The following is a 19,585-nucleotide window of genomic DNA, read 5'->3' as shown; positions in this document are numbered from 1 at the left end:
CTGCGCTCTCCTCCACGGCTCCACATGCGCCGGGGAGGATATTGGGGTACTCCTCGAAGAAGAGAAGCACCGCGCTCGGCATGTCGGCGACGTCCGGAGCATGCACGCCATGGGACTCGTCCACCGTCACCCCCGTCACCCACCGTCGTATCCAGCTTCGTACGAGACGGAGGCCGCCGCCATGCAGCCAGTCATCACCGTGGGCCTCGACGGCTCACCCGAGAGCCTCGCCGCCGCCCGCTGGGCCGCCGCCGAGGCCGACAAGCGCAAACTCGCGCTGCGCCTGCTTCACGCGTGGCCACTGCTGGTGCCGGAACCGGCCCGCATCCCTTCGGAAGTCGATCAGAACTATTGGGCGAAGCGCTTCGTCCACACCGCACGCGCGGAACTGGAATCCAGCCACCCGGGTCTGACCGTCATCGGGAGCCTGGTGGCCGACGATGCTCGGAAGGCCCTGCTCCAGGCGGCGTCGGAATCCGAGCTGATCGTGCTCGGCTCACGGGGGCTGGACTCCGTCGGGAGCTACTTTCTGGGTGACGTCAGCATGCCGGTCGTTGCCCGGACGGAGCGGCCGGTCGTCCTGGTCCGCACCGGATACGGGACAGCGCACCCGACGCCGGCGAGCCGTGTGGTCGTGGCTTTGAAACTCCACGGATCCAGCGACGAACTGCTCGACTTCGCCTTCCACACCGCCGCGGTCAGAGAGGTTCCGCTCCTGGCCGTACACGGCCGGAGCGTGCCGCTCCACGCGCACGTGCCCTGGGGCGTGGACCATGCCGTCACCGAGGAGATGACACGGGACGCGCAGCAGGAGTTGAGCAAGGCCCTCCATCGCTGGCGCGAGAAGTATCCGCAGGTGGACGCGGCCCACGCCATCCGGCTCGAGACTCCCGCGAAGGCCGTCGTGCATGCTGCCGAAGGCGCCGCGCTGCTCGTCGTCGGCCGGCGCACACACCGGCACGACGTGGCACCCCATCTGGGCCACGTGACCCATGCCGCCATCCATCACGGGCGGTGCCCCGTCGCCGTCGTCCCTCATGGCTGATCCCGGCCACCACAGGCCACCGCGCACATGACGGGGTGGCCCGCCGGGGCTGTGACCTCCGTATGAGCCCCCGGCCTCGTACCCGGCCCCGATCACCGAGCACCGAGCACGGACGAAGGGGCCCCTCCACGGGCATGGGCGATGGGGCACAACAGCTGTGAGGGGGACCGGTCGACATTTCGGGTGGCGCGACACGCTCCCACGGACACCAACTGTCAGACGGGTGGCCAGTTCCGCAGTGCCACGTCGGCCACCTGCTGGAGTTCGGAGCGGGTGGCACCGCCGGCGGCCTGGACGGCGATGCCGTTCGCCACGGTCATGACGTATCGGGCGAGCAGTTCCGGGTCCGCGCCGGGGGGCAGATCACCCTCGTCGACGGCCCGCTGGAACCGGTGGCGGAGGCGAGCACGGCCGTCGTCGCGCCAGGCGATCAGGGCATCATGGGCGGGCCGTCCGGAGTCGCCCGAGGCCAGCGCACCCTGCACACCCAGGCACCCGACGGGGCAGCCGGGGCGGGTGGTCGTGCTGACCGAGCCGGCGAGGAACGCCGTGGCCACCTCCCGGGCGCTCGGCTCCTCCAGCGCCCGGTCCGCATAGGCGGCGGGGCCTTCGGTGTAGCGCTCCAGGGCCTTGCGGAACAGCTCCTCCTTGTTGCCGAAGGCCGCGTACATGCTCTTGCGGGTGATGCCCATGGCGCTGGTCAGGTCGGTCAGGCTGGCACCCTCGTAGCCCTGCTCCCAGAAGACCATCATCGCCCGCTCCAGGGCCTCGTCGGCGTCGAAGCCTCTCGGCCGGCCGATCGGCGCTTTCCGGGTGATCTCCATGACCCCATCCTACGGCCTTGATACCGATCGGTGCAGAAGTGGTACCGTTTCCATTCTGCACCGATCGGTATCTAAGTTTCGGGAGTTCAGGCAATGGGACAGCTGGAAGGCAAGACCGCCGTCGTCACCGGCGGCAGCACGGGAATCGGCCTGGCCACCGCCGAGCGGCTGGCGTCCGAGGGCGCCCATGTGTTCATCACCGGCCGACGCAAGGACGCGCTCGACAGGGCCGTCGAGTCGATCGGTTCCGCGGTCACCGCGGTGCCGGGCGACATAGCGGAGCCGACCGACCTGGACCGGCTGTACGACGCGATCCGGGACCGCGGCCGGGGCCTGGACGTGCTCTTCGCCAACGCGGGCATGGCCACGCTCGCACCGCTGGCCCAGGCCACCGGGGAACAGTTCGACCAGATCTTCGACGTCAACGTCCGGGGCACCCTGCTCACCGTGCAGAAGGCTCTGCCGCTGCTCAACGACGGCGCCTCGGTGATCTTCAACGACTCCATCCGCGCCGACGACGGCCGGGAGAACTTCGGCCTGTACGCGGCGTCGAAGGCCGCGGTCCGGTCCCTCGCGCGAACCTGGGCCAACGAGCTGAAGGGCAGGGGCATCCGGGTCAACACGGTCGCGCCGGGCGCGATCGACACCCCCGGAGTCGACATCGCCATCGGCGAGGAGAACGCGGCCGCCGTCAAGGCGGAACTCGCGTCTGGGGTGCCGATCGGGCGGATGGGGCGCCCGGAGGAGGTGGCCGCCGCCGTGGCCTTCCTCGCCTCCGCGGACAGCAGCTTCATGCTCGGCACCACCCTGCACGTCAACGGCGGAGAGAACCAGTTCTGACCCGCACGCGGAGTCCCGACCGGCCGCTCCTGCGCACTCACCACCCGCCACCCGACAGAACGGAGAACACAGAACGGAGAGCGGGGAACGCCCGCCGGCTGGGGGAGGTGCTGCAGGTGCGGACGGTCTCCCGCCTGGGCACCGACGTCCGCGCCGGCATCGGCCCTCCATCACGATCGCCGCGACCGCCTCGGGACGGGTTCCCCCGCCGGGCGGCGTCCTGGCGATCGCCCCCGAGGAGACGTCACCGGCCGGCTCGGACCACTGCCGGTCGAGGCCCTGCACGGGATCGGCCCAAGGCAGGCGGCGGCGCTGCGGGACTACGGCATCCACTGCGTGGGCCTGCTCGCCGCGGTACCGCCGGCGACCGTGCAGCACCTGCCGGGCGGAAAGGCCGCCTGGCCGCCTGGCCGCGCCCCGGCATCGACCCCCGCCCCGTCGTCCCCCACGCCCTGCCTGCCACGACGAGCGTCCGCTACCGCTGCGATGAACACACCCTGGACGGCGCCGCCGTCCGCGACGCCCTGCACGACCTGATCGTCCGGCTCGGCACCCGGCTGCGCGGCCACGGCCAGGCAGCCCGCGCCCTGACCTGGACAGCCCTCACTGCACACGGCATCCCGCCGGGCACCGTACGGAGCAGCCACCACGGCCCCGAGTGGCCGACGCCTGCCGAGCTTGCGCCCCGACCGGCCGGCCGTCGCGTTCGGCGGTGGTGGACCCACGTCTTCGCGATGGACGGGCAGGTGCTGACGTCCGACTCGACCCTGGCCGGCGGCCGTTGCGGGACTCCGGTGCCGACATGCCCAAGTCGGCGAGGCCCGGCGTTCGTAGCGGCACTGATACCCGAGTACCGGAGGCCGCCGCAGCTCTCCGAGCGGCCATGTTGTGCAATGCGAAATTAAGTGTTGCAGACGTGGTGCGAGGCCGCGCGCACCTTCTACGTTGCCGTCTCAACAGATCGGTCCTCATCGGGCGAAGCGCCCCCCACCGGCCGGACCACCGTTGTTCCGGCGCGCGGGCCTCGCGAAAGACCGCTCCCCAACTCACCGACACCCGGCCCACTCGTCCGGCCCGGCGTCTCCCGAACGAACTGAGGAGCTTCCATGAACGCAGGTTCTGTACGCGGTGCGGTGGCAGTCGCGGCCTCCCTGTGCGCGCTGGCCGGGATCAGCGCGTGCGACGTCCAGTCCGACAGCACCACCGCCAAGAGCGGCGCGAGTGCCTCGCCGGCGACGGCCAAGGACCTCAAGGTCGGCTGGTCGACCATCTACCTGACCCCGTCATGGATGCAGCAGACCTTGAAGATGATGGAAGGCGACGTCAGCAAGCTGAAGTCGGCCGGCAAGGTCAGCGCCTTCAAGACCTTCAACGCCAACGGCGACACCTCGCAGCAGATCGCGCAGATCCGCGCCATGATCCAGCAGAAGTACGACGTGATCATCGTCGACGCCGGCTCCTCCACGGCGCTGAACCCGGCACTCGAACAAGCCGTCGCGGCCGGCATCACCGTCGTGGCCTTCGACTCCCTGCCGACCAGCACGAAGGTCATCAGAGTGGGCACCGACCAGAAGGCGTGGGGCTCGATGATGGCCACCTGGCTGGCGGACAAGCTGAAGGGCAAGGGCAGCGTCATCGCCATGAACGGCCCGGCAGGCGTGGCCGTGAGCGAGGACCGCTGGGCCGGTGCCGCGGCCGTCTTCAAGAAGTACCCGGACATCAAGATCGTCAGCAATGTGCACAGCGAGTACAACCTCGCCCCGGCCGCCCAGGCCTTCGCCTCCGCCTACTCCGCGCACCCGGACATCGACGGTGTCTTCTCGCAGGGCGGCGCGCTGTCGGCGGCCGCGCTGCAGACGCTGGTCAAGCAGGACAAGAAGCTCGTTCCCGTCACCGGAGAGAACTACAACGGCTTCCTGAAGATGTGGCGGTCCCACCAGAAGGACGGCTTCTCCTCCCTCGCCACCGCCCAGCCCAACTACCTCGCGGTCATCGCCCTGGAAGCGGCGGTCGCCAAGCGGGAGGGCGTGTCCGTCCCGCAGGACATCACCGTCCCGCTCCCCGAGATCACCGACAAGAACCTGGCCGACTACGTGAAGCCGGACCAGCCGGACGACTCCTACCCGATCAACGACCTGCCGCAGTCCGCGATCGACAAGCTCATCGGGAAGTGACCATGGCGCCGTTGCTGAGCGTGGAGGAGCTGTCCAAGTCGTTCGCCGGGAACCAGGTGCTGCGGGAGGTGAGCTTCACCGTCGAGCCCGGAGAGGTCCTGGCGCTCGTCGGTGAGAACGGGGCCGGCAAGTCCACCGTGCTCTCCCTCGTCACCGGGATGCTGGCGCCCGACTCGGGGCGGATCGTCCACGACGGCGCTCCCGTCTCCCGGGCGTGGTCTCCCCACCGCGCCCGGGCCGCCGGGATCGGCTCCGTCCACCAGGAGCTGAGCCTCAACCCGCACCAGAGCGTTGCGGAGAACATCTTCCTCGGCGTCTGGCCCAGCCGGCGCGGTCTGGTGCGGGCCCGTGACCTCGCGGCGCGGGCCCGGCCCCTGCTGGAGCGGGTCGGCCTGGACATCGACCCGCGCACCCGGGCCGGGCGTCTGCCGCTCGGCCGCCGCCAACTGGTCGAACTGGCCAAGGCGCTGGCTGGCGAACCCCGCCTGCTGATCCTCGACGAGGCGACCTCGGCGCTCGACGAGGAACAGGTCGGCGCCGTCTTCCGGGTCGTGCGCGAACTGCGCGAACGCGGCGGCTCGGTGATGTTCGTCAGCCACCGCATGGCCGAACTCTTCGCCATCAGCGACCGGTTGACCGTACTCAAGGACGGGGCGGTGATGGCGACCCGGGAACGGGAACAGACCGACCACAACGACATCGTGCGGCTGATGGTGGGGCGCGAACTCTCGGACCTCTTCCCCGAGAAGGCGACCGGTACCACCCGTGAGCCCCTGCTGCGGACCCGCGCCCTCACCGTCGACGGCGCCTGCTCCGCCGTCGACCTGGACCTGGTGCCCGGCCGCATCCTCGGCCTCGGCGGACTCCAGGGCCAGGGCCAGCGCGAGGTGCTGCGCGCCCTGTTCGGCCTGGCCCGCCACACCGGGCACGTCACACTCGACGGGCGGCCGGTACGGCTGCCCTCGCCCCGTGACGCGATCCGGCACGGCATCGCCTACGTCCCCGAGGACCGCAAGACCGAGGGCGTCCACACCGCGCGCAGCGTACGCGACAACCTCGTCCTGCCCAGCCTGCGCACCCTCGCCCCGGGGCGCCGCCTCACCACCGTCGACCGGGCCGCCGAGACCCGGCTGGTCGGTGACCTCATCGAGCGGTTGCAGGTCAAGGCCACGTCCCCGGCGCAGGAGACCCGCCGCCTGTCGGGCGGCAACCAGCAGAAGGTGGCGCTGGCCAAGTGGCTGCCGACCGGCCCCCGGGTCCTGCTGCTCGCCGAACCCACGCGGGGCATCGACATCGGCACCAAACGCGAGATCTATCACCTGCTGCGCCGCCTGGCCGACGAGGGCCTGGCCGTGCTGGTCACCTCGGGAGACACCATGGAACTGGTCGGCCTCTGCGACGAGGTCGCGGTGCTGTACGAGGGCACGATCGTGGACCGCCTCACCGGCCCGGCCCTGACGGAGGAACGCCTGGTACGGGCATCCGTGATGGGCACGGGCACGGCCCCGGACGTCCCGCGGTTCCTGGCCACGGATACGGATGCGGACCCGAAGACAGAGCCCGGGAGTGTGGCCCATGCGTGACCGGATCACGTCGGCCGCCCGGGGAAACACCGACCTCGTGGGGCTGCTCGTACTCCTGCTGGTGGTGCTCGTGGCCTACCAGCACTACGACTCCAGCCTGCTCAGCCCCGCCTCCGTCACCATCCTGTCCGCACAGTTCCTGCCGCTGATCCTGGCCGCCGCGGGGCAGACGACCGTGATGCTGCTCGGGGGGATCGACCTCTCGCTGGGCGCCGTACTCGGGCTCGCCATGGCCGTCTTCGCCACCTACGACGCACACAGCGCGGGCGGCGTCGTGACAGCGGCCCTCGCCGCCCTGTGCGCGGCCGTCGCCGCCGGCGCGGCCAACGGGACCCTCGTGGCGTACGCCGGTCTGCCCCCGATCGTGGTCACGCTCGCCGCGTCGTTCCTGTGGAGCGGCGTCACCCTGATCGTCCTGCCGCAGCCCGGGGGACATGTCCCGGGCGGACTGGTGAACGCGTACAACAACGGGTGGAACGGCCTCGCCGTACCCGCCCTGGCCGTCGCCCTCGTGCTCGCCGCGTGGAAGCTGCTCCGCACCACCCGGCACGGGCTCGCCCTTTACGCCGTGGGCGGCAACGAACACGGCGCCTACGCCAGCGGTCTGCACACCCGCGGTACCAAGATCGCCGGGTACGCGCTGGCGGGCGCGTTCACCGGACTCGCCGGGATCGGGCTGGCCGTGCAGACCGGCTCGGCGGACCCCACGATCGGCACGCCGTACACGCTCAACTCGATCGCGGCGTGCGTACTCGGCGGCATCAGCTTCTTCGGCGGTGTCGGCCGGATGCGCGGCACGGTCCTGGGCGCGCTGGTCATCGGCCTGCTCACCAACCTGCTGCTGTTCACCGGGATCTCGCCCTTCTACCAGCTCATCGTGCAAGGAGTGATCCTCGTCGTGGCGCTCGCCCTGAAGACGTACCTCACGAGGGAGGCCGCCGTATGACCGGCATGACGGGCACGATCCGCACCGAAGGGGTCGCCGCGCTGCGCGGCAGCCGCGCGGCCTGGGCGTTCGGCGTCCTCGGCGTCACCTGGCTGGCGGCGATCCTGTTCGCGGACGGCTTCGACAGCGTCGCCAACGTCCGCTACCTGGTGCAGACGGCATCGTTCCTCGGCATCGTCGCGGTCGGCCAGACCCTCGTCGTGATCATGAGCGGTATCGACCTGTCGGTGTCCGGTGTGGTCGCCCTGTCCGCCGTCGTCTGCGCCAAGGTCGCCTCCGGCTCGGGCGGCGGCGCGAGCGGCGTCGTGGCGGCCCTGGCGCTGTGCGCGCTGGTGGGCGCCGTGAACGCGGCAGGCGTGGTGTGGCTGCGGGTGCCGCCGATGGTGATGACCCTGGCCACCGGCACCATCCTGTCCGGCGCCCTGCTCGTGTACACCGACGGCTCACCCAGTTCAGCCCACCTGCCGCTGCTGGACTCGCTCGCCAACGGCCGCCTGCTGGGGGTGCCCTGGGCGTTCGTCCTGTGGCTGGCCGTCACGGCCGTCGCCGGCTGGCTCCTGCACCTGTCCCGCACCGGCCGGTACGCGTTCGCGCTGGGCGCCGGCGAGGACGCGGCCCGCGCCTCCGGAGTGCCGCTCGGCGCGACGGCGTTCACCGCCTACGTGTCCTGTGCCGTGCTCGCGGGAGTGGCCGGACTGGTACTGCTCGGCTTCACCGGAACCAGCTCGCTCACGATGGGCAACCCCTACCAACTCCTGTCCATCGCCTCCGTGGTCCTCGGTGGCACGTCCATCCTCGGTGGCCGGGGCCACCTCCTCGGCACGGTCGGCGGCGCCCTGCTGCTCACCCTGCTGACCGCCCTGCTGATCTCCTGGAATCTCTCGGAGGGGGTACGTCAGGTCGTCCTCGGCGTGCTGATCATCGGCCTGCTCCTGGTCTACGCGAGGGAGCGCAGGACGTGACGTCCCCGGCGTCCCGGGACGCGATCGACGCCGTACGGGATCTCGTCCGCGATCTCGTACGGATCCCCAGCGTGAACCCCCGGGGCGCGCCGGGCGACGGTGGAGAGACGGCGATGGCCGCCCATGTCCGCGACTGGCTGGGCCGGCACGGCGTACAGGCCGAGCTGCAGGAGGTGCTGCCGGGTCGGTGCAACGTGGTGGCCGTCGTTCCCGGCCGGGACCCGGCGGTGGTCCTCCTCGAATCGCACCTCGACACGGTCGAGACGGACGGCATGACGGTTCCGCCCCACGACGGTGAGGTCCGCGCCGGCCGGCTGTACGGGCGGGGTGCCTGCGACGCCAAGGGGCCACTCGCCGCGTTCATGCTGGCCGCCGCCGAACTCGCCCGCGGCGGGCCGCCGCCGCTCACGCTGGTGCTGGCCGGGGTCTGCGACGAGGAACACGCCTACCGGGGTGTCCTGCACCTGCTCGAAACGCTGGCGGACCGCCCTGTCGTCGGCGCGCTGGTCGGTGAGCCCACCGGGCTGGTGCCGGCCACCGCCCACAAGGGGGTCGTGCGCTACACCGTACGCACCACAGGCCGGCCCGGACACAGCTCCCGCCCCGAGGAGGCGGTCAACGCGATCTCGCTGATGGCCCCCGTCATCGCCCACCTCGCCGCCACGCGCCCGGCCGTGGCACCGCACCCGCTCCTGGGACCCGCCACTCGTTCGGTCACCCGGGTCCGCGGCGGCACGGGCCCCAACACCATTCCCGGCACCTGTGAGGTGGACATCGACCGCCGTACGCTCCCCGGCGAGGACCCGGTGACAGTCTGGCACCAGGACCGCGACGAGCTCACCGCCCTGGGCACGGAGGTGGACCCACCGTTCACGGTCGACCCGGCCCTGGACACACCACCCGACACCCCTGTCGTCACCGCACTGCGCGATGCCCTCGCCGCCCACGGCCGCCCCTGCGACATCCAGGGCATGCCCTTCGGCACGGACGCCAGCAAACTGGCCCGCGCCGGGATGCCGTCGGTGGTGTTCGGCCCCGGCTCCGTGACGGACGCCCACGCCGCGACCGAGTCGGTGGACCTGGCAGAGGTCGAGCTGGCCGCGCGGATCGTGGTGGCCACCGTCCGCGAGACGGGGAGGCGGCTCCTCAAGGGCCCACCTTCCTCCGTGGCCGTTCCGCCGGGGGAGCGAGGCGGCGGGGATCCTCGCGTGGCCGTTCCGCCGGGGGAGCGAGGCGGCGGGGATTCTCGCGTGGAGGTCCCGTCGGGGGAGCGAGGCGGCGGGGATCCTCGCGTGGAGGTCCCGCTGCGGGAGCGGACCCGCGGAGGTTCCCCCGTGGACGCTCCGTCGCAGGAGCGAGCGCGGGGTTCCTTCCGTGCGGGCATACCGCCACAGGGGCGGCGGCCATGCAGCTGACCGAACACGTCCATCTCCTCGCCAGCGGAGCCGCCGGGTTCGATCTCAGCGATCCGCTGGACTGTCACGTCTACCTCGTGCGCGGCAGCCGCCGCAGCGTCCTCGTCGACGCAGGCGCCGGCCGGTCCGTGCCCGGCATCCTGCGAAAGGCGGACAGCACGGGCACGCGTCCGGACCACCTCCTGCTCACCCACGGCCACGCCGACCACGCGGGAGGAGCCGCCGCCCTCGCCGAGGAACTTCCCGGGCTGCGCGTGCTGGCCGGGGCCGCGGCGGTGCGCTGGATCGCCGAGGGCGACGAGCAGGGACTCAGCGTGGACAAGGGCAGGGCCGCCGGCGTCTACCCGGCCGACTACGCCTTCCGGCCCTGCCCCCGCGTCGAATCCCTCGCCGACGGCACGGAGATCGATCTCGGCGGAGGAGTCGTCGTCCGGGCCGTCGCCACCCCCGGCCATGCCGACGGCCACACCTGCTACCACCTGCGAACCCCGGCCTACCAGGCACTCTTCTCCGGGGACTGCGTCTTCACCGGAGGGCGCATCTCGTTGCAGAATCTGCATGACTGCCGCGTGCCCGCGTACGCGACCAGTCTGATGCGGCTGGCCGCGCTCGACGTCGACGCGCTCTTCCCCGGCCACCACGAGGTCTCACTCGCCCGTGCCGGGAGGCACCTGGCCACCGCCCGCGACGCCGTCGCCCGCGGCCTGCTGCCGAGGAGTACGACATGACCGCACCGGTCCGCCGCAACCAGGCCACCTCACTGCGCCGCGCCCTGACCGTCCTCGAGTACGTCCGAGACCACGCCGGGACCGGCCGGGGCATGTCCCTGACCCGTATCGCGGAGGATCTCGGCATCAACAAGAGCACGGTGCTGCGTCTCACCTCACCGCTCATGGAAGCCGATCTGTTGGTCCGCGACCGGGAGACCGGCTGGTTCAGGCTCGGCCACGGCACCCTGCGGCTCGGCCAGGCCTACCTGTCCTCACTCGACCTGCGGACCGTCGCCGCGGAACCGCTGCGGCTGCTCCAGCACCTGGTGGGGGAGACCTGCCACCTCGTCGTCTACGAGCCGCCGGACGTCGTCTACATCGACAAGGTGGAGAACGAGACCAACGTCCGCATGGGCTCCCGCATCGGCAGCCGCGTCCCCGCCTACCGGACCGCCGTGGGCAAGGCCATCCTCGCCTGGCAGGGCGAGGAGGCGTTCCGCGTCGTGGTGGCCGCCGGCATGCCGCCGGTCACCGTGTACACGGTCACCGACGCCGAACGGCTGCGCCTCGAACTCGACCGGGTCCGACGCCGGGGGTACGCGATCGACGACCGGGAGAACGAACCGGAGGTACGGTGCGTCGCCGCACCGGTCTTCGACCACACCGACGCGCCGGTCGGCGCCCTGAGCGTCTCCGGCCTCACCACCCGGATGACCCCGGCCCGGGTCCGGGAGGTCGGCCCCATGGTCGTCCGCACCGGCATGGAGATCTCCCATGTCCTCGGCTCCTCCCGCGTACGCGGCGGCGGCCACCAGAAGGCCGCCGACCACTGAAGCCCCCCACTCATCCGACCGCCCACCCGGCCGACGGCCCTTTGGACTGACCGCCGCTCGGGCGGACCTCCCACCCGGCCGACGGCCTACCGGACTGAGCACCGCTCGGCTGGACCGCCACCCGGCCGACGGCCCATCGGACTGACCGCCGCCCGGACCGACCGTGACCCGGGCCGACCACTCACCGGACGGCCGCCGCCTGGGCCGACCACCCACCGGACGACTGCCGCCCGGGCTGACCATCCACCGGCCGATCCCTGCTCGGGCCGACCGCCGCTCTTCCGACCGCCCACCCGGCCGACGGCCCACCGGACCGTCCGCCGCTCGGGCGGACCGCCCACTCGGCCGACGGCCCACCGGACCGCCCACCCAGCCCCTCCCCACCTCCCGGAAGTCGACAGGATCCCCATGCAAGCGAGCCCAGAACCGTTCCCGGCGCGTACGGCACCCCCGGCCGTCCCGTCCACGTCCTCCGTCTACGCCTTTGTCGAAGACCTCCGGGCGGAGGGTGTGGACGCCGTCCTGGACCGGGTCCTGGGGACGTACGGTTGCGACACCCTGACCGTCGCCGCCGCCTACCACCGCGCCCGTGACGTCACCCCGCACGGCCCCGCCCGGGTCACCCTGCGGCAGGACGGCGCCCATTTCCCGCCGCCGGCCGACCTCTTCGGCGGCGTGCGCCTGACGCCGCCGGTGCAGCCCGGCGCCGAGCGGGAGCCACTGCGCGAACTGCGCCTCCGTACGGCGGAACGCGGCGCCGCCCTGCACGGCTGGACCGTCTTCCTGCACAACACCACGCTGGGCCTCGCCCACCCCGACGTCACCCAGGAGAACTGCTTCGGTGACCGGGCCGCCCCGGCCGACCTGTGCCCGGCCAACCCGGACGTGCGGGCGTACGCCGTCGCGCTGGCCCGTTCCGTGGCCCGGCAGGGAGTGGACGCGGTGGTGTCCGAGTCACTGCACTTCGGCTCCTTCGGCCACGGCTACCACCACGAGCGCAGCTTCGTGCCGCTCGGCCCGGTGGAGGAGTTCCTGCTCGGCCTGTGTTTCTGCCCGTCCTGCGTCGAGCGCGCCGACGCCGCGGGAGTGGACTCCGCGGCGGCCCGAGCCGAGGCCACGCGGATCGTCGGCCGGCTGCTCGACGGCGCCGACCCGCTGCCGGGCGCGCTCGTCCCCGGGGAACTCGCGGATGTGGCCGGGGAGTCGGTCGCCGCGTATGTGCGTGCTCGCTGCGACACCGTCACCTCACTCGCCGCCGCCGTGGCCGAGGCGGTGGCGAGCGAGGGTTCCCGTCTGGTCTTCCTCGACCTGACCGGCGCGGTCAAGGGCTACGCGGACGGCATGCCGACCGGCCCGCTCGCGGCCGAAGAGGCCTGGCGGATCGGCGTCGACCCCGCGGCGGTCGGAGCCGTCGCCGCCGAGTACGCCATCCTCGCCTACGCCCGCGACCCGGCCCGTGTCGAGGCCGACACCGCCGCCTACCGGGCCGTCCTCCCGGACACCTGCGGCCTGCGGACCGTACTGCGCCCCGGCGCGCCGGACACCGCGTCCGCCGACGCGCTCGCGGAGAAGACGGCGGCGGCCACCGGTCCCGGAGGGGCGGACGCCGTGGACTTCTACCACTACGGTCTGCTCCCGTTCCCCGTGCTGGACCGCATCCCCACGGCACTCAAGGCGCGCGGCTGACGCCACAACGCTGTTGCCGTCGTAGGACGACTTGCCGCCTTGCATTCAGGGACGCATCGACCACGGTGTCATCCAGACCCGGTAGCCCCGCACCACATCGTCACGGGTTCGGCCACCACCCAGACCGGGCCCATTGCCGCCTCCACACCCCCGTTGTCAGTAGCGGCTGGAAAGCTGGTCGGATGAACGGAGACGAGCAGCTGCTGAACGGCCGCGTCTACGGCGCTGACCACGACGCCCCCAACCCCGGCCCGCTCCCGACCCGGACGTATGCCGAACTGATCGGCGGCCCGCTGGACGGCCTGCTGCTGGACATCCACGGCTGGCGGACCGAAGAAGTCGACGACGGCGTTGCCTTGGCCACCGAGCTCTCGCGGTGGCCCGGCGGCCGCGCCCTGTACGACCCCCACCCCGGCGAACCCCGCACACCCGGCCCGGGAGTGAGCTGCCGTTTCTACTACTCCGGCGACACGCCCTGAGCGGGACGGACTGCTGCACGCGGAGCCGGCTGGACCCGCGGCGGGCCCCACCACGGTGCGTGCCCCATGAGGAAGGGCCGAAGAGGCGCGGCGCAAGGAGAGGACAGGCGATCCGCCCAGGTGCCGAGGGCGCCGACGGACGGTAGAACGTAAGGGTGACGGACGAGACCAGCCCTGCTGAGGGTGCCCGGCCACACCGTGTGGCGAGGCCGGGGATCGACTACCAGGCGCTGTTCATGGTCACCCCCAGCCCCTGCATGGTGCTGGGCCCGGATCTGGTGCTCGTCGACGTCAATGAGGCGGCCTGCCGGGGAACCGGCCGTACTCGGGAGGATCTGCTCGGGCGGTACCTCTTCGATGCCTTCCCCGAGAATCCGGCGGACCCGGATGCTGACGGGGTGCGGAATCTGCATGCTTCCCTGCACTGGGTCCTGCGCTCCAAGGAGCCGGACACGATGGCGCCGATGAAGTACGACATCCCCGTGGCCGACCGGCCCGGCGAGTTCGAGGAGCGGTGGTGGTCCGCGATCAACACACCGGTGCTCGGGGCGGACGGGCAGGTGGAGTGGATCCTCCACCGGGGGGAGGACGTGACCTCGTTCATCCTCTCCCACCCTCGTCGGCGAGGAGGCGGGGCGCTCAGCGACGTGGAGGCGATGGAGGTCGAGCTGTACGCGCGGGCACGCGAACTCCACCGGCTGAACGAGCAACTGCGCCAAGCCCATGCCCGGGAACGCCAGGTCGCCGTCACCTTGCAGGAGGCCATGCTCCACTCGCCCCACCTGGCCCGGCACCGGGACACCGCGGTGCGCTACCTGCCCGCCGCCGGGTCACTGAACGTGTGCGGCGACTGGTACGAGGTGGTCGACCTGCCCGAGGACAGATTCGCCGTCGCGGTCGGCGACGTCGTCGGCCACGGCCTGGAGGCCGCCGCCGTCATGGGCATGCTGCGCAGTGCGTTGTCCGCCGTCGTCCGGGCCGTCGAAGGGCCCGCGAGAGCCCTGGACGTCCTGGGCCTGTACGCCCGCTATGTGGAGGGTGCGCTGGCCACCACCGTCGTCCAAGCCGTCATCGACACCCGCGCTCGCCGCATTCTGTACAGCAGCGCCGGCCACCCGCCTCCCGTCCTGCTCCACCCGGACGGCACCTGCGAACTTCTCGACCAGGCCACCGACCCTCCGCTGGGGGCCCGCCTCGAACCCGTCCCCCGCCTCCAGGCCGACCTGCCCTACACCCCTGGCGACACCTTCGTGCTCTACACCGACGGTCTCATCGAACGCCGCGGCGAGGACATCGATGCCGGCCTGCAACGCCTCACCGACGCACTCGCCCGCCATGCCCGCCACAGCCCCGAACGTCTCGCCGACGCTCTGCTCGCGCACCTCGGCGTCAGCAGCGGCGCCCGCGACGATATCGCCCTGATCGTCCTCCGCCTGTGACCCGCGCGCCGCCACCTGCACGCCACAGGCGGCGAACCCCTCCACTGAAACGGCCAGTAACACCTGGGATTTGCCTACCGAACCCGCCGTGGCGATCACGGATTCACCGTCCATCGCGAACAGAACCTCGCCACATGCGAAGGGCCCAGCCGGGATGCGAGGCGGCGCGGCGCGCGTGAGGCTGTTGCCATGTCTAAGCGCCGCGTGATCAGACACGAGAGGGATGTCGTAGAGGCGGGACGGAACGAGCGGCATGGGGGCAGCCCGGAGGTGCGGGGCCACTGAACGCGCGCAAGAGCCGCCGGGGCGAGGAAGGTCACGACGTGGAAGCCGTCCTCGACGAGCTCTACACCACGCCGCCGTCCGACTTCGTCGCCCGACGGGAGACGCTGGCCGCCGCCGCGAAAACAGCCGGCCGGGCGGACGATGCCCGCCGCATCCATGCCGCCCGCCGCCCCACTCTCGCGGCCTGGGCGGCCAACCTCCTGCTGCGCTCCCAGCCGGAGGAGAGCAGACAGTTCCTGGAACTGGGTCAGGCACTACGCGAGGCCTACCACGCCCTGGACGCCGGCGGACTCAAAGATCTCTCCGCGCAGCGCCGCCGCGTCGAATCCGCCCTGTCCCGGCAGGCCGCCCAGCTCGCCCGCGATGCCGGGCACCGGCTCTCGCAACCGGTCCAGCAGGACCTCGAAGCGACCCTGCGCGCCGTACTCGCAGATCCGGACGCAGCCGACCAGTGGGCGGGCGGCCGCCTGGTCAACGCTCTCACCCCGCCATCCGAATTCCGCCCGGACAGCGCACCCGCGGCCGGGAAGCCGGGCACCCGCAGTCGCCCGGCGTCCCCGCCCCCGTCAGCGTCTGCGGGACGGGCGTCCAAGGACGAACTCGCCGAGCGGCGCCGCGCCCGTCAGGAGCAGCTGGCCCGGGCGCGGGAGGCAGCCGAGGCGGCCGAGCAGCGCCTGCGTGAAGAGCGCACACGGCAGGCGGACGTCGACACCGAGCTGCAGCGGGCGCGCGAGCGCACCGAACAGGCTCGCCGACGGATGTCCGCCATCGAGGAGCAGATCCAGCAGGCGCGCGAGGAGTACCGGCAGGCCGAGAACGAACAGCAGGAAGCCGAGAAACACAGCCGGTCCGCTGCCGACGCCGTCGCACAGGCCGAGCGGACGGCACACGAGACCACGCAGCAGGTACGCCGCATGACCAGAGGCGCCATGTAGCCGGCACATCAAGCAGCTGGAGAAACTCGTCCGGGAACGCCACCTCGGCGCCCTGCGGGCCATTCACGACTCCTGGACCGGGAAGTACAACGAGTCCCTCCCGCGGGCGTGCAGTCGCACCGCGTCGACATCACTGTCGGTGGCGTCGCCTGATCCGCCGACCGGCAGAAGCAGGGGCTGTTCAGCGGACCATCAATGCCCTGAAGAACTTCCGTGCCGTGGCCACGCGGTTCGACAAGCGGGCCTACGTCTGCCACGGCACGGTCACCGTGGCAGCGGTCCGACGGTGGCTCCGCTCCTGACCTGCACGACAGGTCTTAGGCGCCGGTCCTCCCGTCGACGAGCTCACGCACGACGTCGAGGTGGCCGTTGTGGCGGGACGTCTCCTCAATGAGGTGGAGGATCACCCACCGGAGGTCGACATGGCGGCCGTCGCTGATGGGGCGCTTGGCCGGCGAGTCCAGGTCGTGTTCGGACACCAGGCGACGGTAGCGGGCGCTCTGCTCCGCGTACTCGGCGAGAAGCCGGGGCAACGGGATGTCCACCGCTGTCCGCATCTCAGGGTCGGGATCATCGTCGGTGGCCTCGGTGAGCGGCCCCGCGAGCTCCTCGCCCAGAAACATCACGTGGAACCAGTAGTACTCGACCCAACGCAGATGGCTGATCAACCCGCACAACGTCATCAGCGGCGAACTCGGGAGCGGGGCCTTGCGGGCGTCTTCGGCGGACACGTCCTCACACTTTGCGCGCGCGGTGTCACGGGCGTAGTCCAGGAAGGTGACCAGCTGCGCACGCTCGTCCCACGCAGGAGGCGTGTCGGTTCGTTGAGTCATCGCCAGGAGTTTCCCGCGGCTCGGAACGGGTGTCGACCCAATTGATCGAACGCACCGTCAAGAGCACCGCTTGGTGCAGTTCAGCGCCCAGCGGGTCGGCTGGCCACGGTCAGGCTGCCGGGGCGGTCAGGACGGTCTTGGCCGCCAGCCGGAGATTCCGGATCATCGGATTCGGGTCGCCCTTGCGGCTGACGAGGACGACCTGGCTGGGGGGAGCGCCCTCGATCGGGACGGTGACGAGGTCGGGACGCAGTGAGCTACGCCGATCGCCGACCGGCAGCACGGCGATCGCCCTGCCACTCGCGACGAGTTCGAGCTTGTCCTCGTAGCTCTCGACCGGCGGCACGCCGGCCCCGAGGATCCGGTAGGAAGCCCAGTCCGCCGTCTCGAACGCGCACGGCGCCGCCTCCTCGCCGGCCAGTTCCTCCGCGGTCACCGACGCGCGGTCGGCCAAGGGATGGCCGCGCGGGACCGCGAGCATCCGGGGCTCCTCGTACAGCGGGGTGGTGAACACGTCGTCGGCGGCGAGCGGCAGCGGGGCCCGCGCGATCAGGGCGTCGACGCGCTTGTCGGACAGCGCCCCGACGTCGCGGCAGCTCAGGTACCGGGTGGCGATCTCGGCGTCCGGGTAACGGCGGCGCAGTTCCCGTACGGCGCCAGTGATCACCAGGTCTTCCACGTAGCCGACGGTGATTCGTTCGGTCTCGGCTTGTTCACGCGCGGCCAGCTCGGCCTGGCGGGCGACCTGCAGCAGGGCTTGAGCTCGGGGGAGGAACCTCTCGCCGGCCGGAGTGAGCCGGGTGCCCTGGGGCACGCGGTCCATCAGTCGTGCGCCGAGATACTTCTCGAGCCGTTGGATCTGGCGGCTCAGCGCCGGCTGGGCCACATGCAGGTCGGCGGCGGCCCGGCCGAAGTGCTGATGCGCCGCCACCACGGTGAAGTAGCGCACCAGCCGCAGTTCCAGGTCCTGTCCGAGATCGTTCACCCTTCCAGGGTACGCGTCATGCCGTTTCGGAATGATCGGGTTGCCGAACAGGTCTTGGACGGCCATGCCGTCCTGGGCCTTGACTGAAGGAGCAAGGTTTCCCCAAGAAAGCGACAGGCGTGATGAAGGCGATCCAGTTCCACGAAGCCGGCGGGCCGGAAGTTCTGCAGTACAACGAGGTGCCGGTTCCCGAGATCGGCCCGGGCGAGGTGCTCGTCCGGGTGCACGCGGCGGGCATCAACCCGCCGGACTGGTACCTGCGTGAGGGGATGAAGGTCATGCCGGCCGAGATGAGGCCGGCGCTGGAGTTCCCTCTGATCCCTGGAACGGACATGTCGGGTGTGGTCCAGGCGGTCGCTCCGGACGTGCTGGGTTTCGCCGTCGGCGACGAGGTCTTCGGCATGCTGCGGTTCCCCGGCTTCGACGGCCGTACGTACGCCGAGTACGTGGCCGCGCCGGCGTCGGACCTGGCTCACAAGCCGGCCGGTATCGACCACGTGGAGGCGGCTGGGGCGCCGATGGCCGTACTGACGGCCTGGCAGTACCTGGTCGACCTCGGCCACGACGTGCCGTCTCCTTTCACCGGCCAGGTGCACCAGCCGGTGCCGATCACGCCAGGGATGACCGTGCTGGTCAATGGGGCCGCTGGTGGAGTGGGCCACTTCGCGGTGCAGCTGGCGAAATGGAAGGGGGCACACGTGATCGCGGTGGCCTCGGGCCGGCACGAGCAGTTCCTGCGCAAGCTCGGCGCCGATGAGTTCATCGACTACACCACGACGCAGGCCACAGACGTCGTCGGTGGCGTCGACCTGGTGATCGACACCGTCGGTGGCCCGGACAGCTCACGCTTCCTGACCGTGCTCAAGCGCGGCGGCACCATGCTTCCGGTGTTCTTCGCCCAGTACGACCCGGAGGAGACGGCGAGTCTGGGCATCACGGTCTCGAACATCCAGGTGCGTTCCAACGGCCCCCAGCTCGCCGAGATCCGGCGCTTGTTCGACGAGGGAAAGCTCCAGGTCGGGGTGGACAGCACCTACCCCCTCGCCGAGGCGGGCAGCGCACACGCCCGAGCCGCGCAGGGTCACATCCAAGGCAAGATCGTACTGACGGTGGTCTCGTGATCACCTAACTCCAGCAGGCCGTGGCGGCGCCCCGCCCTTGCCGTCGGCGCCGCCCTCACTGCGTTCCAGACCGGGCTGCGCTGCTGGGGGACAGCGACGGCGCCAAGGCCATGGGCGAGCTGGTCGACCAGGCTTTCGCGATGATCACCCCGGTACTTGACCGCAGCGCGGACCCGAACTGAACCTGCCCGCGGGCCGGCAGGCAGCGATCCCGCTCCCCAGGCCGAAGGCCTCCAGCCGCGGCATCCGCAACTCCGATGTGCGGCACTCCGCCGGGGCATCGGCCGCCGTCGGCTCGTGAGGGCCGCGCACGCGTCCGGACCGTGCCCCAGCGGGATGTGCACCCCGCGTCCTGTGCCGCGCGTGCGCGCCCGCACGAGGATTCGCTCGCCCCTCGGGAGCGACCTCGTGGGCCATGGGTGGCTGGGTCGGACGGCCGACCAGCTGTTGTCGACGGGGAACAGCGCGCCGCTGACGCGATGGTCGCAGT

18 protein-coding genes and 1 pseudogene are annotated in these 19,585 nt (G+C 71.5%); 15 read left to right on the top strand and 4 right to left on the bottom strand.

Features of this window, described 5'->3' with window-relative positions; translation table 11 throughout:
• Window positions 1-181 precede the first annotated feature (181 nt).
• Window positions 182-1,045 carry a universal stress protein gene (locus ACIBJB_RS07625; RefSeq protein ID WP_398927527.1) on the top strand — a complete coding sequence of 288 codons (864 nt, stop codon included), beginning with the start codon at window positions 182-184 and terminating at the stop codon, window positions 1,043-1,045.
• A gap of 215 nt (window positions 1,046-1,260) precedes the next feature.
• Here ACIBJB_RS07625 and ACIBJB_RS07620 read toward each other — a convergent pair whose 3' ends face one another.
• Complete coding sequence (locus tag ACIBJB_RS07620) at window positions 1,261-1,869, bottom strand: TetR/AcrR family transcriptional regulator (protein ID WP_398927525.1); 609 nt, start codon at window positions 1,867-1,869, stop codon at window positions 1,261-1,263.
• Between the two features lie 93 nt (window positions 1,870-1,962).
• Between ACIBJB_RS07620 and ACIBJB_RS07615 the strand changes: the two genes are divergently transcribed.
• Entirely contained in the window at window positions 1,963-2,709 is a 747-nt protein-coding gene (locus ACIBJB_RS07615; protein WP_398927523.1) for an SDR family NAD(P)-dependent oxidoreductase, read from the top strand.
• Between the two features lie 320 nt (window positions 2,710-3,029).
• On the opposite strand, the gene ACIBJB_RS07610 is transcribed toward ACIBJB_RS07615, so the two are convergent.
• A complete protein-coding gene (locus ACIBJB_RS07610) occupies window positions 3,030-3,356 on the bottom strand; it encodes a hypothetical protein (protein WP_398927521.1) in 327 nt (108 codons plus the stop codon).
• Window positions 3,357-3,815: 459 nt separating this feature from the next.
• Between ACIBJB_RS07610 and ACIBJB_RS07605 the strand changes: the two genes are divergently transcribed.
• The 12 genes and pseudogenes from ACIBJB_RS07605 to ACIBJB_RS07550 form a co-directional block, all read left to right on the top strand.
• Window positions 3,816-4,883 carry an ABC transporter substrate-binding protein gene (locus tag ACIBJB_RS07605; RefSeq protein ID WP_398927519.1) on the top strand — a complete coding sequence of 356 codons (1,068 nt, stop codon included), beginning with the start codon at window positions 3,816-3,818 and terminating at the stop codon, window positions 4,881-4,883.
• 2 nt (window positions 4,884-4,885) lie between these two features.
• Window positions 4,886-6,466 carry a sugar ABC transporter ATP-binding protein gene (locus ACIBJB_RS07600; protein ID WP_398927517.1) on the top strand — a complete coding sequence of 527 codons (1,581 nt, stop codon included), beginning with the start codon at window positions 4,886-4,888 and terminating at the stop codon, window positions 6,464-6,466.
• Entirely contained in the window at window positions 6,459-7,412 is a 954-nt protein-coding gene (locus ACIBJB_RS07595; protein WP_398927515.1) for an ABC transporter permease, read from the top strand. Before ACIBJB_RS07600 ends, ACIBJB_RS07595 begins: the two co-directional genes overlap by 8 nt.
• Window positions 7,409-8,374, top strand: a complete 966-nt coding sequence (locus ACIBJB_RS07590) for an ABC transporter permease (RefSeq protein WP_398927514.1) — start codon at window positions 7,409-7,411, stop codon at window positions 8,372-8,374. The genes ACIBJB_RS07595 and ACIBJB_RS07590 overlap by 4 nt, the downstream gene beginning before the upstream one ends.
• The gene (locus tag ACIBJB_RS07585; protein ID WP_398927512.1) at window positions 8,371-9,789 is read left to right on the top strand and encodes a M20 family metallopeptidase; all 1,419 of its coding nucleotides are present in this window, start codon (window positions 8,371-8,373) and stop codon (window positions 9,787-9,789) included. The genes ACIBJB_RS07590 and ACIBJB_RS07585 overlap by 4 nt, the downstream gene beginning before the upstream one ends.
• Window positions 9,780-10,517 (top strand): MBL fold metallo-hydrolase, encoded by a 738-nt coding sequence (locus ACIBJB_RS07580; protein WP_398927510.1) that lies wholly within the window; start codon window positions 9,780-9,782, stop codon window positions 10,515-10,517. Before ACIBJB_RS07585 ends, ACIBJB_RS07580 begins: the two co-directional genes overlap by 10 nt.
• Complete coding sequence (locus tag ACIBJB_RS07575; RefSeq protein ID WP_398927508.1) at window positions 10,514-11,332, top strand: IclR family transcriptional regulator; 819 nt, start codon at window positions 10,514-10,516, stop codon at window positions 11,330-11,332. The genes ACIBJB_RS07580 and ACIBJB_RS07575 overlap by 4 nt, the downstream gene beginning before the upstream one ends.
• A gap of 408 nt (window positions 11,333-11,740) precedes the next feature.
• The gene (locus ACIBJB_RS07570; protein ID WP_398927506.1) at window positions 11,741-13,018 is read left to right on the top strand and encodes a hypothetical protein; all 1,278 of its coding nucleotides are present in this window, start codon (window positions 11,741-11,743) and stop codon (window positions 13,016-13,018) included.
• A 182-nt stretch (window positions 13,019-13,200) separates the two neighbouring features.
• Window positions 13,201-13,497 carry a hypothetical protein gene (locus tag ACIBJB_RS07565; RefSeq protein ID WP_398927504.1) on the top strand — a complete coding sequence of 99 codons (297 nt, stop codon included), beginning with the start codon at window positions 13,201-13,203 and terminating at the stop codon, window positions 13,495-13,497.
• A gap of 236 nt (window positions 13,498-13,733) precedes the next feature.
• On the top strand, window positions 13,734-14,936 hold the full coding sequence (locus ACIBJB_RS07560) for a PP2C family protein-serine/threonine phosphatase (RefSeq protein WP_398928414.1): 1,203 nt from the start codon (window positions 13,734-13,736) through the stop codon (window positions 14,934-14,936).
• A gap of 323 nt (window positions 14,937-15,259) precedes the next feature.
• Entirely contained in the window at window positions 15,260-16,156 is an 897-nt protein-coding gene (locus ACIBJB_RS07555; protein WP_398927502.1) for a hypothetical protein, read from the top strand.
• A gap of 179 nt (window positions 16,157-16,335) precedes the next feature.
• Window positions 16,336-16,458, top strand: a pseudogene (locus tag ACIBJB_RS07550) (IS5/IS1182 family transposase); the annotation flags it as partial.
• 15 nt (window positions 16,459-16,473) lie between these two features.
• Here the strand turns inward: ACIBJB_RS07550 and ACIBJB_RS07545 are convergent.
• Window positions 16,474-16,989, bottom strand: coding sequence for a DinB family protein (locus ACIBJB_RS07545; protein WP_398927500.1), 516 nt, complete (start codon window positions 16,987-16,989; stop codon window positions 16,474-16,476).
• A 109-nt stretch (window positions 16,990-17,098) separates the two neighbouring features.
• Window positions 17,099-17,974, bottom strand: a complete 876-nt coding sequence (locus ACIBJB_RS07540; protein WP_398927498.1) for a LysR family transcriptional regulator — start codon at window positions 17,972-17,974, stop codon at window positions 17,099-17,101.
• Window positions 17,975-18,096: 122 nt separating this feature from the next.
• Here ACIBJB_RS07540 and ACIBJB_RS07535 point away from each other — a divergent pair, with 122 nt between their 5' ends.
• Entirely contained in the window at window positions 18,097-19,095 is a 999-nt protein-coding gene (locus ACIBJB_RS07535) for an NADP-dependent oxidoreductase (RefSeq protein WP_398928412.1), read from the top strand.
• Window positions 19,096-19,585 lie beyond the last annotated feature (490 nt).

The organism is Streptomyces sp. NPDC050759 (assembly GCF_044456945.1).
Classification (GTDB): domain Bacteria; phylum Actinomycetota; class Actinomycetes; order Streptomycetales; family Streptomycetaceae; genus Streptomyces.
The sequence above is the reverse complement of the archived record's forward strand: the minus strand, read 5'-3'. Positions and strand labels throughout refer to the sequence as shown.

Coding starts and splice junctions, on each gene's coding strand:
- ACIBJB_RS07625 (WP_398927527.1), top strand. CDS start 182: ATGCAGCCAGTCATCACCGTGGGCCTCGACGGCTCACCCGAGAGCCTC.
- ACIBJB_RS07620 (WP_398927525.1), bottom strand. CDS start 1,869: ATGGAGATCACCCGGAAAGCGCCGATCGGCCGGCCGAGAGGCTTCGAC.
- ACIBJB_RS07615 (WP_398927523.1), top strand. CDS start 1,963: ATGGGACAGCTGGAAGGCAAGACCGCCGTCGTCACCGGCGGCAGCACG.
- ACIBJB_RS07605 (WP_398927519.1), top strand. CDS start 3,816: ATGAACGCAGGTTCTGTACGCGGTGCGGTGGCAGTCGCGGCCTCCCTG.
- ACIBJB_RS07600 (WP_398927517.1), top strand. CDS start 4,886: ATGGCGCCGTTGCTGAGCGTGGAGGAGCTGTCCAAGTCGTTCGCCGGG.
- ACIBJB_RS07595 (WP_398927515.1), top strand. CDS start 6,459: ATGCGTGACCGGATCACGTCGGCCGCCCGGGGAAACACCGACCTCGTG.
- ACIBJB_RS07590 (WP_398927514.1), top strand. CDS start 7,409: ATGACCGGCATGACGGGCACGATCCGCACCGAAGGGGTCGCCGCGCTG.
- ACIBJB_RS07580 (WP_398927510.1), top strand. CDS start 9,780: ATGCAGCTGACCGAACACGTCCATCTCCTCGCCAGCGGAGCCGCCGGG.
- ACIBJB_RS07575 (WP_398927508.1), top strand. CDS start 10,514: ATGACCGCACCGGTCCGCCGCAACCAGGCCACCTCACTGCGCCGCGCC.
- ACIBJB_RS07570 (WP_398927506.1), top strand. CDS start 11,741: ATGCAAGCGAGCCCAGAACCGTTCCCGGCGCGTACGGCACCCCCGGCC.
- ACIBJB_RS07565 (WP_398927504.1), top strand. CDS start 13,201: ATGAACGGAGACGAGCAGCTGCTGAACGGCCGCGTCTACGGCGCTGAC.
- ACIBJB_RS07560 (WP_398928414.1), top strand. CDS start 13,734: ATGGTCACCCCCAGCCCCTGCATGGTGCTGGGCCCGGATCTGGTGCTC.
- ACIBJB_RS07545 (WP_398927500.1), bottom strand. CDS start 16,989: ATGACTCAACGAACCGACACGCCTCCTGCGTGGGACGAGCGTGCGCAG.
- ACIBJB_RS07535 (WP_398928412.1), top strand. CDS start 18,097: ATGAAGGCGATCCAGTTCCACGAAGCCGGCGGGCCGGAAGTTCTGCAG.